Source organism: Maribacter sp. (assembly GCA_020629415.1).
In the GTDB taxonomy this organism is placed as follows: domain Bacteria; phylum Bacteroidota; class Bacteroidia; order Flavobacteriales; family Flavobacteriaceae; genus Maribacter; species Maribacter huludaoensis.
Genome location: JAHDDL010000003.1, coordinates 1 through 15,354 on the forward strand (window position 1 = coordinate 1; position 15,354 = coordinate 15,354).

Consider the following 15,354-nt stretch of genomic DNA (forward strand, 5'->3'; position numbering starts at 1 on the left):
AAGGCTTCTAATTTATATTTTTTCGCTTGGAAATTACCCTATGTGATGGCTATCGTTAATAATATATTCTAATACTGCACGGGCAAAGTTATAATGATATGATCACTCATAGAACTCCAAGACTTATCTGCGCGTTACAAGATGATGGAGTTACGGTATCAGATAGAAGGTATGACCTGCCAAAATTGTGTCAGAAAGGTCCAAAGTAAATTACAACAACTACCCGACGTGCTAGAGGCGCAGGTGCAATTATCTGCACCCCAAGCGACGATCTGGTTCCTAAAACAAACTGATCTGGATAAGCTCCAAAATGCTATACCAGCCTATCCTATAAAGGCATTCGAACAAACACCAACGCAAGAAACAGATCTACCTGCTCCAAGCCTCTCGACTTATAAGCCCTTGATATTGATCATCGGATTTATAGCTGGTGTTACCTTATTAGTGCAATATCCCTTTGACAGTTTTGATGGGATGCTATGGATGAGGCATTTCATGGCTGGATTTTTTATCGTTTTTTCTTTTTTTAAATTTTTGAATCTCTCAGGCTTTGCGGAGTCGTACAGTATGTATGATATCATTGCGGCTCGGTGGAAAGCGTGGGGATATATTTTTCCATTTGTAGAATTGGCGCTAGGGATAGCCTTTTTGATAGGCATCTATCCTCGCATGACATTATATATTACAATAGCTGTCGTGTCCATCGGCACTCTAGGCGTCATCCAAAGCAATCTTGATAAGAGAAAAATAAAATGTGCCTGTCTAGGAGATGTTTTTAATCTACCGATGACTAAGGTGACCATCATAGAGAATGTGAGTATGCTGATTATGGCTGCTATGATGTTAGTTCTTTGATTTACTTACTCGTTTAGTAACTTTATTTATTCTAAATAATTACGTGCATGTCTCAGCTATCTAAATCCTCATTTGACTTCCTCAAAAAACTTGAAAAGAACAACAATAGAGAATGGTTCAAAGAAAACAAACCAATGTACGATGCGGCAAATGAAGATGCCAAAGCCTTCCTCGGTGCTGTAGAGGATACACTCAATACTTTCGATCAGATAGAAAAGAAAAAGCTCTTCCGCATATATAGAGATGTTAGATTTTCTAAAGATAAAACACCCTACAGCACCAGCTTCAGAATGTCGCTGGGTCGGGAGGGTGCTTTCCGACGAGGTGGATATTATATCAAGCTAGAGCCTGGCGGAAGTATGATCGGTGGTGGATTTTATAATCCTAATCCTGGTGACATCAAACTAATACGCAGTCACATCGCTGCTGATGATAAGCCGCTCAGAAAAATACTGAAGTCCAAAAAATTTAAAGCTACCTTCGGCGAACTCATGGGCGATCAGGTCAAGTCCGCTCCCAAAGGTTTCTCCAAGGATCACCCCGCCATAGACCTGTTACGATATAAAGCGATGTACGTCTTCAAAGAGTTCTCTGATAAAGAAGTCCTTGCTCCGACTTTCCTCAAAGAAGTAAAAAATGTCTACAAGACCATACAGCCATTCTTTAATTATATGACAGAGATATTGACACATGATTTGGATGGGGTGCCTTTGTATAAATAGTTCAAATTAGGGTAAATTTACCTCGTATCTTTGATTGGAATTGTTTTTTGATATATTTTTAAGGTAAATTTACCTTTGTGAATATTGATGAACTTTTGAAGCAAAGCTTTAATGAGAAGAGATTATCTCTTAAATCACTTTTGATTAGTCAGTTAGAAGCCACTGGATTAAGTCGGACTCAATTTGAAAGATTGGTAAAAATTGAACGAAAGTCATTAGAGCACATTTTGAATAATACATCAAAGCAAACCGATGTTATTAAGCTTTTAAAAATTGGAGAGTTTTTAGGTTTATCTATTAACGAACTGCTTATTCTTTTTCTTCAAGACAGGCCAAAAGAAGAAATCTCCGAATTACAATCTGCACTTGAATTAACATTCATACACAAGTATTTCGATCTGAAAACTTTATCTGCAATTAACTTTATTCAAAGAGGAGATGATGTATCTACTATAAAGAATCGTATTGAAACTTTCTTTGGGCTTAGATCACTCTATGAATATGAAAGAGATTTAAACGAGGCTTTATATAGCAGAACTAAAAGATCTTTTGATGATAAAATGAAAGACTTCTGGATTAAGTCGTCCTACAAGTATTTCGAACTAATTGATAATCCTAATGAGTTTAATAGAGAAGCTTTGGTTGAACTTATACCAAAAATTAAACCGTATACGGCTAATATAAAAGATGGGTTGCTAACAGTTTTTAGAGCATTATTCTTTATTGGCGTAACTGTTGTATTCCAACCTTCACTACCAAAAACGCAGATTAGAGGGGCCACCTTCTTAGTTAATAATAAACCATGCATAGTGATAACAGACCTTTTGAAGAATTACGCTACGATCTGGTTTGCTCTTATTCATGAGCTTCATCATGTTTTGTATGATCTTGAAACAATATCGAAAACGCAATATCACCTAAGCGGTGAACCAGATCTATTCTTGATGCAAGAGGACAAAGCAAATTCATTTGCTAGAGAATATCTTTTTTCAGAGGATAAGCTAAAAAATATTGAGCCGTTTATCCACAACAGAATAATTGTTCAGAAGAAAGCAAAGCAATACAACGTTCATCCATGCATAATTTACGCTATGTTTCAACATTGGAAAAATGAACGTGGCGAGAATTATTGGGGAGCGTTTAAGAAGGAGTTTCCTAATTATGAAACTGCAACAAGATATTTGAATTATTCTAATTGGAATGCCGCAAGCATTAAAGAAACTGCGGATAAAATAAAGAATATACTAACAGTTTAAAATCAAAGGAATGGTAAAAAAAGTAGATAAAGAAAAGCTATCCAAAGAAGAAATGGAGAGGAGAGGGATTCTTGAAAAAGCTGAAGAGGCTAAAGAAGAACAACTTAAACTTGACATAGAAGAAGGAGTAGAGGCGGAAAATGAGTACTCGACATTGCTGGATAAAAGTATAGATGATCCAGTTCAAAAATTTCAATTGTACTATAAAGTTTTAAATAAGCTACTTAGGGCAAACTTGCCTAAAGGCAAAGAAAATGAGCCAATAAGGAGAATTATTTATGATGAAAAAAATATTCTAATAAATCGAGGGCATAAAAAGGATGAAAGAGGAATACGAGGAAGTGATGGAAGAATGGCATATATGGAAGATTTAGAACTTGCCATTGAAATTGTAATGAGTTGGATTTCTGCAAAAGGAACATTTCAGGATTTATATCTGGCATTTTGGAATAAGAACGAAGAGCTTAATTATGGACATCAAGACTGACATTTTTTTTGTTTCATTCAATTAAATAATTCATTGGGTTGAACATATAGACACATATTATCTTAATGTATTATGAAACTAATTCTATCATTACTCATCGGCATATCCTTCTTAGCATATAACAATATGATGGACACGATCTACGACTACCAGATACAAGCACTTAATAGCGAAGAAGTAATTGATTTCGCAGATTACAAGGGCAAAAAAATATTAATTGTCAATGTGGCATCTAAGTGTGGATTCACAGGACAATATGAGGGGCTGCAAAAACTGTATGAAGAGTATAATGAGGAATTAGTGATTGTCGGTTTTCCATGTAATCAGTTTCTATTTCAGGAATCTGGGTCTGAGAGTAAGATATCCACCTTTTGCCAGAAGAATTATGGCGTGACCTTTCCTATGACCACCAAGATAAAGGTCAAAGGAAAAGGTCAGCATCCCATATATAAGTGGCTCACCTCAGAAGAGCTCAATGGCAAAGGCGACTACAAAGTCAGTTGGAACTTCAATAAATTTTTGATCGATGAAAATGGAAAACTCATTGAGTATTTTGGCTCTAAGGTCAAACCACAAGACGAAGAGCTAGTGAGCCTGATAGAAGGGTAGTATACCTTTAGCTCAGTGTCTCCATCTTAGTAATATCCTCTTCTAATTTTTTAAGATTAGAGCCAAAAGCCTTTTCATTCATTTTATTACTGACAAAGTACATTAAGGGTACCAAGACGAATAGAGAAATTACCATGATTTTAAGTACTCTAGGATCAGTAAAACATTCTATGATGGATTCACCACGCATTACTCTTGCTATAAGTATTCCTAATATAACAGCTGGTATAAATGTGATCAGAGCCCAAGTTTGTTCCGCCGCCAGTACGCCACGGATTTGTTTATAATTGTCTTTCATGGATGTCAGTATGTCTTTGTCGCCGATGGCGGGGTTTATTTTTCTATAAGAGAATAACATCGCGATAGTACCTAAAATATAAGAGATGATACCTATACTAATGAGCTTAACCATTTCTGCATTATCCATCTGAAAAAGTAAGAATATTATAAGGCCCATTGTGATGGCGACCGCCCATCCGATCTTGATTTTAAGTCCTTTTTTAAGTTTGTTGATTGTCGATGTAGAATCCAATTTTATAGCTTCCATAATTTGTAATTTATCTTTTTGATTTTTGAATTTTTTGTCCTCTAATTGCTTCCATGCTTCTGCTAACACATTATCTAATTGTTCTTCTTTATTCATAAGTCCGATTTTGATCGAAAGTCATTATTGAGCGTCTTCTATTTTGAATCTTTCCGCAATGACCTTTTTTATTCTATATAATTTGACATTGATATGATTAGATGTCATACCCGTTATTTTAGCGATTTCTATATTTCCATAACCATCCAGATGGAGTGTGATGAGCATCTTATCGACTTCATTTAGTTCTTTTATTATGCTGTATAGTAATTCATGCTTCTCGGTGCTTTGATCTGATTCGTCTATGGTTTGGACCTCAGCTTGAGGTTTTTTCTTTTGATGATTGAGTACGGTATTAAGAGTCACTTTATATAGCCAGGTACTGAATTTTGATTGTCCCTTAAAGTGCGCATAGCCTTTCCATGCCTGACATAAGATCTCTTGTCGGACATCACGCTTGTCTTCGTCATTATCTATATAGAGACCAATAATCTTGTGGATAATGCCTTGATGCATCTCCACTTGATTTATAAATTCTCTTTCTTTTTCGTTTTCCTTCAAGTCTTTATCAATAGATTATCGAATACAACATATAGGTAGCGAATAAGCTCAAAAAATTACAGGCGATTCATATTATTTTTATCGTCACTTTTAATTAGTTGGTATTCAGATGATTATGGCGAAATTAATTTCTTTAAGAACTGCTTATTGGCATAGTTGTTATTATATATATAGCATCAGGGATATATAATATTTCTATCTTATTTTTGCACACATCAATTTTCAAAATAAAACTAACAGCACATGGCATTTGATATTGAGATGATCCGCAAGCATTACGATGCACTACCAGGAAAAATTCAAAAAATAAAAGACAAACTCCAGAGGCCCCTCACCTTATCTGAAAAAATTCTTTATGCGCACTTGCATGAAGATTCGCCTTTAGCTAAATATGAGAGAGGAAAGGATTATGTATTCTATGCACCTGATAGAGTAGCGATGCAAGATGCGACAGCTCAGATGGCTTTGTTACAATTTATGATGGCGGGTAAAAATAAAGTCGCTGTACCATCGACGGTCCATTGCGATCACCTTATCCAGGCCAAAATGGGCGCAGATGCAGATTTGCAAAATGCGATTAACACAAGTAACGAAGTATTCAATTTTCTAGAGTCTGTATCTGATAAATATGGTATCGGATTCTGGAAGCCAGGTGCGGGTATCATACATCAGGTGGTGCTAGAAAATTATGCATTCCCAGGTGGTATGATGATCGGTACGGATAGTCATACTGTCAATGCTGGAGGTCTCGGAATGGTGGCAATAGGTGTCGGAGGAGCAGATGCCGTAGATGTGATGGCAGGGATGGCTTGGGAACTCAAGAATCCTAAGCTCATAGGAGTGAAACTTACGGGTAAGTTATCGGGATGGTCATCTCCTAAGGATGTTATCCTTCGTGTAGCGGATATATTAACTGTCAAAGGAGGTACAGGTGCGATAGTAGAATACTTTGGAGATGGTGCGATTAACTTGAGTTGTACTGGTAAAGGAACCATTTGTAACATGGGAGCGGAGATCGGTGCAACGACCTCTACTTTCGGCTATGACGAAAGTATGGATAGATACCTGAGAGCAACAGATAGAGAGGATGTGGCTGATGCCGCCAAGGCAGTGGCAGAGCATCTGACGGCAGATCCAGAGTGTTATGAGAATCCAGAGAAATATTTTGATCAGGTCATCGAGATAAACTTATCAGAGCTAAAGCCATTGCTTAATGGGCCTTTCACACCAGATCTATCTACTGCTGTGGGTAGTAAGATGACAGAGAGAGCTAAAGAAAAAGGATGGCCACTTGAAGTAGAGTGGGGACTCATAGGATCATGTACTAATTCTTCTTACGAAGATCTTTCCAGAGCAGCATCTGTCGCAAAACAAGCTGTAGACAAAGGACTCAAGACCAAAGCAGAATTTGGTATCAATCCGGGCAGTGAGCAGGTCAGATTCACGACGGAAAGAGATGGTATATTAAAAATATTCGAGAATCTTAATGCGACCATCTTTACCAATGCTTGTGGTCCTTGCATCGGCCAATGGGCACGATATAACGATCCGATGAATGCACCTAAAAACTCTATCGTCCATTCATTCAATAGGAACTTTGCTAAAAGAGCGGATGGTAATCCTAACACACATGCCTTTGTGGCCTCTCCTGAAATGGTGGCTGCTATAGCTATATCTGGTCGATTGGATTTTAATCCGATGACTGATACCTTGACGAATGAGAAAGGAGAAGAGGTAAAATTGGATGAACCAACGGGATTCGAGCTACCACCTAATGGATTTGCCGTAGAAGATAGAGGATACAATGCACCCGCTGAGGATGGAAGTAGCGTAGAAGTCAAAGTTGACCCCAGCTCCGAGAGACTGCAATTATTGACACCTTTTACACCTATCAAACCATCAGATATGACAGAGATGCGTATACTGATCAAGGTGAAAGGAAAATGTACCACAGATCACATTTCTATGGCTGGTCCTTGGTTGAAATACAGAGGGCACTTGGAGAACATATCTGAGAATTGCTACACTGGAGCGATTAACTACTTTAACGAAAAGCCAAATCTTGTCATCAACTACGAGACAGGAGAATACGGCCCAGTACCTGATTCTGCCAGAACTTACCAAAAGGCAGGCATCGGTACAGTTGTCTTTGGCGAAGAAAACCTTGGGGAGGGTTCTTCTCGTGAGCATGCGGCAATGGAACCAAGATTCTTAGGTGTCAATGCTGTGATCGTTAAGTCTTTTGCACGTATCCATGAGACCAATCTCAAAAAGCAAGGTATGTTAGCACTGACTTTTGATGATCCTGCGGACTACGACAAAGTGAGACAAGATGATAAGGTCAGTCTTTTTGGTTTCGAGACAATGGCACCTGGACAACCTCTTATGGTCTATCTACAGCATCAGGATGGCACGGATGACTACTTCTTAGTCAACCATTCTTATAATCAAGCGCAAATAGATTGGGTCAGAGAAGGCTCCGCACTTAATAAGATAAGGAAGGATATGGGTGTGGCTTAAAGAGCCTCTATATCATTAAAAATAAATCTGTAAGGGATGTCGATTATATAATTGGCATCCCATTTTTATTTGAAGGGAGGATAAGAGGTTTACCTCATTATTTTCACCAAAGTATTGAGGAAGATGTTACTATCCGAGGTGATAAGTCTATCCAATGCATTATCTGCCGCAGAAGAAATGGCATCTAAGTCTTTAATAAATCTATTGAACTCATTAGAGTCTTCGGAATCTCCCTGTACATTGGATATTTTTTTGATCATGTCTAGCATGGGGTTGAGTTCCTTCTGCTTTCTTTTCTCCAAGGTCTTGCGGAAAACTTTCCATAGCTCTTTCTCTGCTACGAAATAATCTTTTCTATCACCAGCCTTAGATTGTCTATAGATTAGCCTCCAGTCGAGTAAGCCTCTGAGATTCATATTGGCATTACCCTTAGATATTTGGAGTTGATTGATAATATCTTCGGCACAGAGTGGCTTTGGACTTATTAATAGTAGGGCATGGATATGACCCATGGTCCTATTGATGCCCCAATTCATCCCAAGTTCTCCCCAGGTGGATATAAAATGTTTTTTAGCTTCCGAAAATTCCATTGTGGTACAGTGCAAAGAGTAAATGTCTGTAAGACAATAATGTTCAGTGCAAACACAAATAAATGAGCACTATATCCATTATTCCGATTATTATATCTGGAATTTCCTGAGAATCTTAGTATAAAATAGCAAACCAGATGTCAAAAAATGCGCATAAACAGGATTGTGTAGTGCGATCGTGGATAGTGATGGGTAAATCTGTAGTCTTCGACCCCTTTACATGGGTTGTTTTGCAGATTATGTTTGTATCAGAATTAAAGGTTAAAGTCATGAAAAATTTAATATTCAGTTTAGTAGTCTTCGTTTCGACAGTCACAACGGTACTCGGAAACAATTCTAATCCAGAATCTTCAGTAACCATAATGTCTAATGAAAAAGTGGAATGCACAATAGAGTCTTCAGAGAATTCTGAATTCTTACTGACAGCTGAGTACAATAGCAAATCAGAAGTTATAGACTTTAATACAAAAGATGAAGTCAGTTTCGTCCAGATATTTTCTGAGGATGGAAAGATGCAATACCAACTTCCTGTGATGTCTAATAAGATAAAGTTATCTCTAAAAATATTTGATGAGAATGAAAACTACAGGTTAGGATTTCTTATCAACAAAAATTCAAAAATTCATTTTACTACGCTAAAAGTCAATTAGCAAAAAATTCTCAATAAGGTTTTAACGTTTTAAGAGCTTCAACTTCTGGTTGAGGCTTTTTTATTTGGACCTATTCCTATTAGCCTTTGATTTTATGTAGGTTTTATCTTTACGAAAGGTAGCTTGGTAATCGTAGCGTGTAGGATTTTCTTTCTTGTTTTTATACCAATATCCTGTCCTCGCTTAGACATGGACTTTGGTACATAACCCATACCGATGGGTATATTGAGAGAAGGAGACATGGTGCCGGAGGTAACGACACCTACGACATTTTCATCTATATCTACGATCTCATACCCTTCTCGTGGTATTCTTTTATCATGTACTTTGAATCCCACTAGTTTCTTGTCGACGCCGTTTTCTTTTTGATCTATAAAGACTTTTTTAGAGTAAAAATCTTCTGTTTTGTCTGTCTTAGTGATCCATGAAAGTCCCGCTTCGATAGGTGATGTTTGGTCGTTTATTTCGTGACCATATAGGCAGTATCCCATCTCCAGTCTTAGAGTATCGCGCGCGCCTAGGCCGCAGGGTTTTATATTTTGTTCTTGTCCTTCTTTTATCAGAGCGTCCCAGATTTTGACCACGTCTTTATTCTTTAGATATAGCTCATATCCGCCAGAGCCCGTGTATCCGGTGGCTGAGATAATTATATCTTCTATATCGCAGACGTCGCCTATGGCAAAATAGTAAAAGGGTATCTGATCTACCTGAGTATTCGTGACTTTGCTTAGGACCTCTGTTGCCTTTGGTCCTTGTATGGCGAGTAGTGCGTAATCATCTGATAGGTCTGTAAGTTGCGCGTTATAGTCATTAGCTTGTTTGATCCAGTCGTAATCTTTTTGGATATTGGCTGCGTTGACCACTAACATGTACTTATTCTCTTCTATTCGATAGGTAATAAAATCATCCACGATTCCACCTTTATCATTTGGGAAGAAGGCATATTGTGCCTGTCCCACGACCAGTTTGGAGGCATCATTAGAGCTTACTTTTTGGAGTAGCTGTAGAGCCTCTGGACCCTCTATAAAGAATTGTCCCATGTGAGATACATCGAATAATCCGACATCATTCCTTACGGCTAGATGTTCTTCATTGATAGATGTATAACTCACTGGCATATTATAACCAGCAAATTCCATCATACGCGCACCCAGATTTTGATGTACCTGCGTGAGAGGTGTCTCTTTCATTTATATGGTTAAGTTGGTATTATTTAGTTAAGATGATATCTGTGATTTTATCACCGACTTGAATGTTATGTACGACGTCCATTCCTTCTATTACCTTACCAAAAATAGAATATTTTCCGTCAAGGTGAGGCGTCGGAGAATGTGTCACGAACCATTGTGTGGATTCTGTATCAGTCTGTTCCGCTCTGGCCATACCGACATATCCCTCTTCCGAGTAATATAATGGGCCGAGCTCTGATCTTATAGTATAGTCTGCACCTCCATAGACATCGTTGCGCGGACTACCTGTCTGGATTACAAAGTTAGGCACGACGCGATGAAAGATTCTGTCATCATAAAAATCGCTCTCTGACAATTCCAAGAAATTAATTACCGTCGCTGGAGACTCTTCTATCAGTAATTTTATTTTGAATATTCCTTTATTGGTTTTGACTATGGCTAGGTCGTTATCCAGATTTTTCTCCAAGATTTCCCAGTTTATTTCTTTAGGCGTCTGTGGAGATGTAAGGTTAGGTGTGTTGACACCGCGTACTTTGGCGATGGCTTTTTCCAGTAGGTTGATTGTTTCGATATGTTTAGATACTTGTAATCTATCTCTTGCGGCGAAGAGTAAGGTGGTGCTATCGACTAATGGGACAAGTTGAGTCTTCTCATTAATTATTCCATTGGCAATTTCAGCTAATATACCCTCATCACTACCTTCGAGCTGCTGCAATAGATAATCGAATATTTTTCTTCTATGGTAGCCAATATATCCTTGATAAGTTCCATTGAAATTATCGTGTGCTAATATTTTATTAAGCGCGGCGACGGCAGTCGTCGTCACTTTATCGTTATCAGATTTCTCTGCTTGATCTATGATCGTCTGATAACTGCCGGGGTCATTACCTAGTGCACTGATATAAGCCGAAATCACCTGAGGGTCTTCTTCTTGAGATAGTACTTGTTGTACCTGCCATCTGGTGGCATTGAGAGTTTTAGAATAATAATAAGGTAGAATATCAAAGATGGAACTATAGATGCTCGCCTTTACGCGCCAGTCAATACTATCATTGGCTATGCGTCTGTAGTATGGTACATCATCTTTAGATCCATTATTCTTCAAAAACTGAGATGCGCTAATGGCAATATGAACATTCTCATCTCTCAATAGGGCTGTTATTTTTTCAGCAGATTGTATATAATTGTAATAGGCGAGTGCTCTGATTATGTTGCATTTGACACGATAATCTATTTGTAAATCGAGCATGTCCAGAAGCGTAGTTTGAATTTCTGGATCGTTGGTATTTCTTAGAGCTAAGGCCAATGCCATTTTAATATCAGGATCGACTTCTTGAGTGAGTGCTTCGGCAATTTGAAATTTCACCTTTTCTATATCCAGATCTCTAGTGCGCGCGAGATAATGTGCTGCGGATAATCTTATTTGGTGACTGAGGACTGGATTCCTGACACTTTCTACGGCAAGTTTAGTTATATCTGCATTGTGGATTCCACGCAAAGAAAAATTATAAAAACTACGCATCCGACCCTCTAGCAACAAAGTATCACTATCCCGATATCCTTCCGCGTCTATCATAAACTCTGATAACTTGGCATTACCTAACTTACCGATGGCTGATAGTATTTCCGCATTGGCAGAATTATCCGTCGACATGGTGTCTTTCTGTCGGAATCCTTTGATAAGAGAAGACTCTGATGATTCGTTTTGCATCTGTCCGATGGCATAAGCGGCCATCGCACGCACCTTGATGACAGGATCGTCTAATAACCAATAGAGGCTATCAAGTGCCTTACCATCATGATGCGAAGCAAAAGCTCTTGCCGATAAGTATCTATAAGTAGGGTCGGGATGAGTAAAATAGGATAATAGACTATCCGTTTTCTCTTGATTTTGAAGTTCAATTATTTTTCTGAATTCTGGATCAGCTATTTTTATATCGACCTCGGTCAATGTCTTTTTAGATTCTGGGACACATGCGATGAGTAATACAAGACAATAAATAAGAGCAATCGATCCAGAACTTTTCATGTATAGTGATATGGTCTTCCAAAAGTATTTCAATTCGAAATAAAATTGGTAGTTATATTTAATCTAAATTCTTACTTATGAAACATTCTCTACTGTGTATTGCCTTCTTATTCAGTATCATGTCCCAATCCCTTGGTCAGATTGTCACGGATGTACAATTATTGGATTCATATAGTGCTGTGGAAATATCATCAGCGGTATCTTTTGTAAGAATCGCAGAATACGCCGTCGACATATACAAGGTCAACTACCTGACGCCTGATGTACAAGGAGAATCTTCCGTGGCATCGGGTATCATCTGCATTCCTAGAGATAATACATCGTCTTTTCCTCTGGCTTCTTATCAACATGGTACAGTCGGTGGACGTGAGGATGTTCCATCCAGATTAGGTAGCAACAATTACGTCTTGCCTCTTGTATTTGCAGGGGCAGGATTTGTGACTTGTTCGGCAGATTATTTGGGATTAGGGGATTCTTCTGGAATACATCCTTATGTCCATGCGGCGACAGAGGCCTCTGCGTCTCTTGATCTTATGCGCGCTGCAGTGGAACTGTCTAATGACCCAGATTTCGCCACCTTGTTCAATCTTAATGATCAAGTATTCGTTGCGGGATACTCGCAAGGAGGACATGCGACCATGGCCTTGCAAAGAGAAATAGAACTCAATGCCAATGATGAATTTCAGTTAGCCGCAAGTGCGCCTATGTCTGGCCCTTATAGTGTCTCAGAGAGTATGGTGGATTTTACGTTGGGTGATGATAATTATGGTTTTGTGGCTTACGTGGCATGGATAACCTTGGGTTACCAAGCGGCATATCCTGAGACTTTGGGTATGATGACCTTAGAAGATGTTTTTAAAAGCCAATACATAGATCACATAAGAGAATTCGAAGCGGAAACGATTAATCTGTGGACGCTCAACAACTTGTTAGCCCAGACGCTGATAGATGAGACTGGTGGACAACGCCCTAAAGATATGTTCCATGACTCCATTGTCAATTCTATTTTGGCCAATCCGACCAGTCCTTTTGCGGTTGCTTTAGCGGATAACGATACTTATGATTGGACACCTGAGGCAACGACTTATCTATGCTATTGTCATGGAGATGAGCAGGTTACTTTTGAAAATTCCCTACTAGCAGAGCGCGTTATGAGTGATAATGGTGCAACCACTGTAGAGCTGATAAGAATGGATACAGATGATGCACCATTGGATCATTCTGGTTGCGGTATACCATGTCATCTGGAAACTTATGATAGATTTAAGGCACTGAGTAATATAACCAGTTCAGTCACTGATTTAGATGTCGACCAGGTAGTCAGATTTTCTTACAATGATGGTTCGCTTATTACAGAATTAACGGAGACAATGCGTTTTGACTCTTATGAGCTGAGACTATACAATTATACAGGCCAGTTATTATCCAAACATACTTTGGCAAACAAAGAGAATCAGGTCAGCGTTAATCACCTGGACCAAGGGTTGTATATCGCAGAGTTAGCGGGATTAGATAATAAAATATCTACTTTCCGATTTTTTAAAGATTAATCAGCCTAATTACTCGATCATCAAGGTGGAGGTATGATGCAATTGTATTGGCGTATGTGTATTTTTGCATCTTTTTATAAAACAATAGACAAAGAGAATGGGATTAAATTTTCAAAACGATAAGGAAGCAGTGGATAGCTTGGCGGGAGCGTATGAGAAACTGAGAAAAGAAATAGCCAAGGTTATAGTAGGTCAAGAAGAAGTAGTTAAAGCCGTATTAATCTCATTATTCAGTAATGGTCACAGTCTACTTGTTGGTGTTCCAGGATTAGCTAAGACTCTATTAGTAAGTACGATATCTGAGGTGTTGGATTTGGAGTTCAAAAGGATACAATTCACACCCGATCTTATGCCGTCGGATATTACTGGATCAGAAATATTGGACGAAAGCAGATCTTTCAAATTTAACCCTGGACCATTATTCGCTAATATCGTCCTAGCGGACGAAATCAACAGAACACCACCTAAGACACAAGCGGCACTGTTAGAGGCCATGCAAGAGAGATCGGTAACCGTGAGTGGACATAGACATCTATTACCTAAGCCATTCTTTGTATTAGCAACTCAGAACCCTATAGAGCAAGAGGGAACTTACCCTTTACCTGAGGCTCAGTTAGATAGATTTATGTTTAATATTCCTCTGGATTATCCATCTTATGAGGAAGAAATACAGGTCGTCAAAGAAACAACCACAGATAAGAATACTGAGCTAGCTAATGTCCTGACAGCAGAAGAAATCTTAGCATACCAACAACTGATAAGAAAGATTCCGATTGCGGATAACGTATTAGAATATGCGGTATCCATTGCCAGCAAAACCAGACCTAATACCAAGATGGCCACTGGTGAAGTGAACAACTATATTGCATGGGGAGCTGGCCCAAGAGCATCTCAGTACCTCGTATTAGGTGCCAAAACACACGCAGCGATCAACGGCAAGTATTCGCCAGACATAGAAGATGTACAAGCCATTGCTAATTATGTATTAAGACACAGAATAGTACGTAACTACAAAGCAGAGGCTGAAGGTATAACGGAAGAGAATGTTATTGCCGGGCTGATGTAACGATATACATCATCACCTTGATAACTATATTTCTTATCCATTCGTATGCAGTCTACTTTTCAGGTATTTGATCTGACCATTATGGTTTGATTCGTGTTCTGCGACATGAAACCACTTGCAATAATTATTGGTCGGACTTCCCCAGAACTGGGTATCCACTACTTCCAACCAACCATCATCATACTTGGCTAATTCTTTTAGACTGAATTCTCTGCATGCTTCGAGTTTGTCTAGATAGTAATCTAATTCTTTACCCTTAAATGTCGCTCTACCCGCATCACCAAGGTTGGAGGCGGCTCGATACAACTCATCATTGTCACCACCAGGCTCAAAATGAACGCTTCCCTCAAATGTGTTTTCCTGATAAAATCGCTCCGTCGCAACAAGGTGCATGAGCATTGCTCCGATAGAATTAGATTTTGCATCATGGAGATAATCGAGATCTTTTTGTGACATGCCATGTACTGGTCTCAGCATGGTGTTACGCATCCAATTCATCATGGATACCAGTGTTCCAATTTCAGGGGTGTATCCAGCTTTGGGTCCAACGATATTTATGCCGTTGACCTGCTGATTGAGTATATAATTTGATTGGACAGGCTTTGGGGAGCTGGTCATTATTCCAGTCGCTAGAGATAGAGCCGCTGTCTTTTTGATGAAGTTTCTTCTGTTGTCTTTGTTCATAG

15 protein-coding genes are annotated in these 15,354 nt (G+C 38.7%); 9 read left to right on the forward strand and 6 right to left on the reverse strand.

What is annotated here, in order from left to right; translation table 11 throughout:
• Nucleotides 1-144 precede the first annotated feature (144 nt).
• The 5 genes from QZ657_RS02105 (at nucleotide 145) to QZ657_RS02125 (ending at nucleotide 3,929) form a co-directional block, all read left to right on the forward strand.
• Complete coding sequence (locus QZ657_RS02105) at nucleotides 145-855, forward strand: heavy-metal-associated domain-containing protein (protein WP_291964822.1); 711 nt, start codon at nucleotides 145-147, stop codon at nucleotides 853-855.
• Nucleotides 856-902: 47 nt separating this feature from the next.
• Complete coding sequence (locus tag QZ657_RS02110) at nucleotides 903-1,577, forward strand: DUF2461 domain-containing protein (RefSeq protein WP_291964652.1); 675 nt, start codon at nucleotides 903-905, stop codon at nucleotides 1,575-1,577.
• Nucleotides 1,578-1,654: 77 nt separating this feature from the next.
• The gene (locus QZ657_RS02115) at nucleotides 1,655-2,833 is read left to right on the forward strand and encodes an ImmA/IrrE family metallo-endopeptidase (protein WP_291964653.1); all 1,179 of its coding nucleotides are present in this window, start codon (nucleotides 1,655-1,657) and stop codon (nucleotides 2,831-2,833) included.
• A gap of 10 nt (nucleotides 2,834-2,843) precedes the next feature.
• Nucleotides 2,844-3,320 (forward strand): hypothetical protein, encoded by a 477-nt coding sequence (locus QZ657_RS02120; protein WP_291964654.1) that lies wholly within the window; start codon nucleotides 2,844-2,846, stop codon nucleotides 3,318-3,320.
• 72 nt (nucleotides 3,321-3,392) lie between these two features.
• Nucleotides 3,393-3,929 carry a glutathione peroxidase gene (locus QZ657_RS02125; protein WP_412759670.1) on the forward strand — a complete coding sequence of 179 codons (537 nt, stop codon included), beginning with the start codon at nucleotides 3,393-3,395 and terminating at the stop codon, nucleotides 3,927-3,929.
• A 7-nt stretch (nucleotides 3,930-3,936) separates the two neighbouring features.
• Here the strand turns inward: QZ657_RS02125 and QZ657_RS02130 are convergent, their stop codons facing one another.
• Together QZ657_RS02130 and QZ657_RS02135 are read right to left on the reverse strand one after the other, a co-directional pair.
• Nucleotides 3,937-4,572 (reverse strand): hypothetical protein, encoded by a 636-nt coding sequence (locus QZ657_RS02130; RefSeq protein ID WP_291964656.1) that lies wholly within the window; start codon nucleotides 4,570-4,572, stop codon nucleotides 3,937-3,939.
• A 24-nt stretch (nucleotides 4,573-4,596) separates the two neighbouring features.
• On the reverse strand, nucleotides 4,597-5,073 hold the full coding sequence (locus QZ657_RS02135; RefSeq protein ID WP_291964658.1) for an RNA polymerase sigma factor: 477 nt from the start codon (nucleotides 5,071-5,073) through the stop codon (nucleotides 4,597-4,599).
• 243 nt (nucleotides 5,074-5,316) lie between these two features.
• Here QZ657_RS02135 and QZ657_RS02140 point away from each other — a divergent pair, with 243 nt between their 5' ends.
• A complete protein-coding gene (locus QZ657_RS02140) occupies nucleotides 5,317-7,593 on the forward strand; it encodes an aconitate hydratase (protein ID WP_291964660.1) in 2,277 nt (758 codons plus the stop codon).
• A gap of 89 nt (nucleotides 7,594-7,682) precedes the next feature.
• On the opposite strand, the gene QZ657_RS02145 is transcribed toward QZ657_RS02140, so the two are convergent.
• Nucleotides 7,683-8,183, reverse strand: a complete 501-nt coding sequence (locus QZ657_RS02145; protein WP_291964662.1) for a GbsR/MarR family transcriptional regulator — start codon at nucleotides 8,181-8,183, stop codon at nucleotides 7,683-7,685.
• 137 nt (nucleotides 8,184-8,320) lie between these two features.
• Here QZ657_RS02145 and QZ657_RS02150 point away from each other — a divergent pair, with 137 nt between their 5' ends.
• Nucleotides 8,321-8,833: a hypothetical protein gene (locus tag QZ657_RS02150; protein WP_291964664.1), complete on the forward strand. Its 513-nt coding sequence runs from the start codon at nucleotides 8,321-8,323 to the stop codon at nucleotides 8,831-8,833.
• 92 nt (nucleotides 8,834-8,925) lie between these two features.
• On the opposite strand, the gene gcvT is transcribed toward QZ657_RS02150, so the two are convergent.
• On the reverse strand, nucleotides 8,926-10,023 hold the full coding sequence (gene gcvT, locus QZ657_RS02155; protein ID WP_291964666.1) for a glycine cleavage system aminomethyltransferase GcvT: 1,098 nt from the start codon (nucleotides 10,021-10,023) through the stop codon (nucleotides 8,926-8,928).
• Between the two features lie 19 nt (nucleotides 10,024-10,042).
• A complete protein-coding gene (locus QZ657_RS02160) occupies nucleotides 10,043-12,052 on the reverse strand; it encodes a peptidylprolyl isomerase (protein WP_291964668.1) in 2,010 nt (669 codons plus the stop codon).
• Between the two features lie 77 nt (nucleotides 12,053-12,129).
• Between QZ657_RS02160 and QZ657_RS02165 the strand changes: the two genes are divergently transcribed.
• Both QZ657_RS02165 and QZ657_RS02170 read left to right on the forward strand, forming a co-directional pair.
• On the forward strand, nucleotides 12,130-13,602 hold the full coding sequence (locus tag QZ657_RS02165) for a hypothetical protein (RefSeq protein ID WP_291964670.1): 1,473 nt from the start codon (nucleotides 12,130-12,132) through the stop codon (nucleotides 13,600-13,602).
• A gap of 97 nt (nucleotides 13,603-13,699) precedes the next feature.
• Nucleotides 13,700-14,668 carry an AAA family ATPase gene (locus QZ657_RS02170; RefSeq protein WP_291964671.1) on the forward strand — a complete coding sequence of 323 codons (969 nt, stop codon included), beginning with the start codon at nucleotides 13,700-13,702 and terminating at the stop codon, nucleotides 14,666-14,668.
• A gap of 33 nt (nucleotides 14,669-14,701) precedes the next feature.
• On the opposite strand, the gene QZ657_RS02175 is transcribed toward QZ657_RS02170, so the two are convergent.
• Complete coding sequence (locus QZ657_RS02175) at nucleotides 14,702-15,352, reverse strand: DinB family protein (protein ID WP_291964673.1); 651 nt, start codon at nucleotides 15,350-15,352, stop codon at nucleotides 14,702-14,704.
• Nucleotides 15,353-15,354: the final 2 nt, after the last annotated feature.

Excerpts from the sequence above, each read along its gene's own strand:
- QZ657_RS02105 (WP_291964822.1), top strand. The coding sequence starts at position 145 with ATGGAGTTACGGTATCAGATAGAAGGTATGACCTGCCAAAATTGTGTC.
- QZ657_RS02110 (WP_291964652.1), top strand. The coding sequence starts at position 903 with ATGTCTCAGCTATCTAAATCCTCATTTGACTTCCTCAAAAAACTTGAA.
- QZ657_RS02120 (WP_291964654.1), top strand. The coding sequence starts at position 2,844 with ATGGTAAAAAAAGTAGATAAAGAAAAGCTATCCAAAGAAGAAATGGAG.
- QZ657_RS02125 (WP_412759670.1), top strand. The coding sequence starts at position 3,393 with ATGAAACTAATTCTATCATTACTCATCGGCATATCCTTCTTAGCATAT.
- QZ657_RS02130 (WP_291964656.1), bottom strand. The coding sequence starts at position 4,572 with ATGAATAAAGAAGAACAATTAGATAATGTGTTAGCAGAAGCATGGAAG.
- QZ657_RS02140 (WP_291964660.1), top strand. The coding sequence starts at position 5,317 with ATGGCATTTGATATTGAGATGATCCGCAAGCATTACGATGCACTACCA.
- QZ657_RS02145 (WP_291964662.1), bottom strand. The coding sequence starts at position 8,183 with ATGGAATTTTCGGAAGCTAAAAAACATTTTATATCCACCTGGGGAGAA.
- QZ657_RS02150 (WP_291964664.1), top strand. The coding sequence starts at position 8,321 with ATGTCAAAAAATGCGCATAAACAGGATTGTGTAGTGCGATCGTGGATA.
- gcvT (WP_291964666.1), bottom strand. The coding sequence starts at position 10,023 with ATGAAAGAGACACCTCTCACGCAGGTACATCAAAATCTGGGTGCGCGT.
- QZ657_RS02160 (WP_291964668.1), bottom strand. The coding sequence starts at position 12,052 with ATGAAAAGTTCTGGATCGATTGCTCTTATTTATTGTCTTGTATTACTC.
- QZ657_RS02165 (WP_291964670.1), top strand. The coding sequence starts at position 12,130 with ATGAAACATTCTCTACTGTGTATTGCCTTCTTATTCAGTATCATGTCC.
- QZ657_RS02170 (WP_291964671.1), top strand. The coding sequence starts at position 13,700 with ATGGGATTAAATTTTCAAAACGATAAGGAAGCAGTGGATAGCTTGGCG.
- QZ657_RS02175 (WP_291964673.1), bottom strand. The coding sequence starts at position 15,352 with ATGAACAAAGACAACAGAAGAAACTTCATCAAAAAGACAGCGGCTCTA.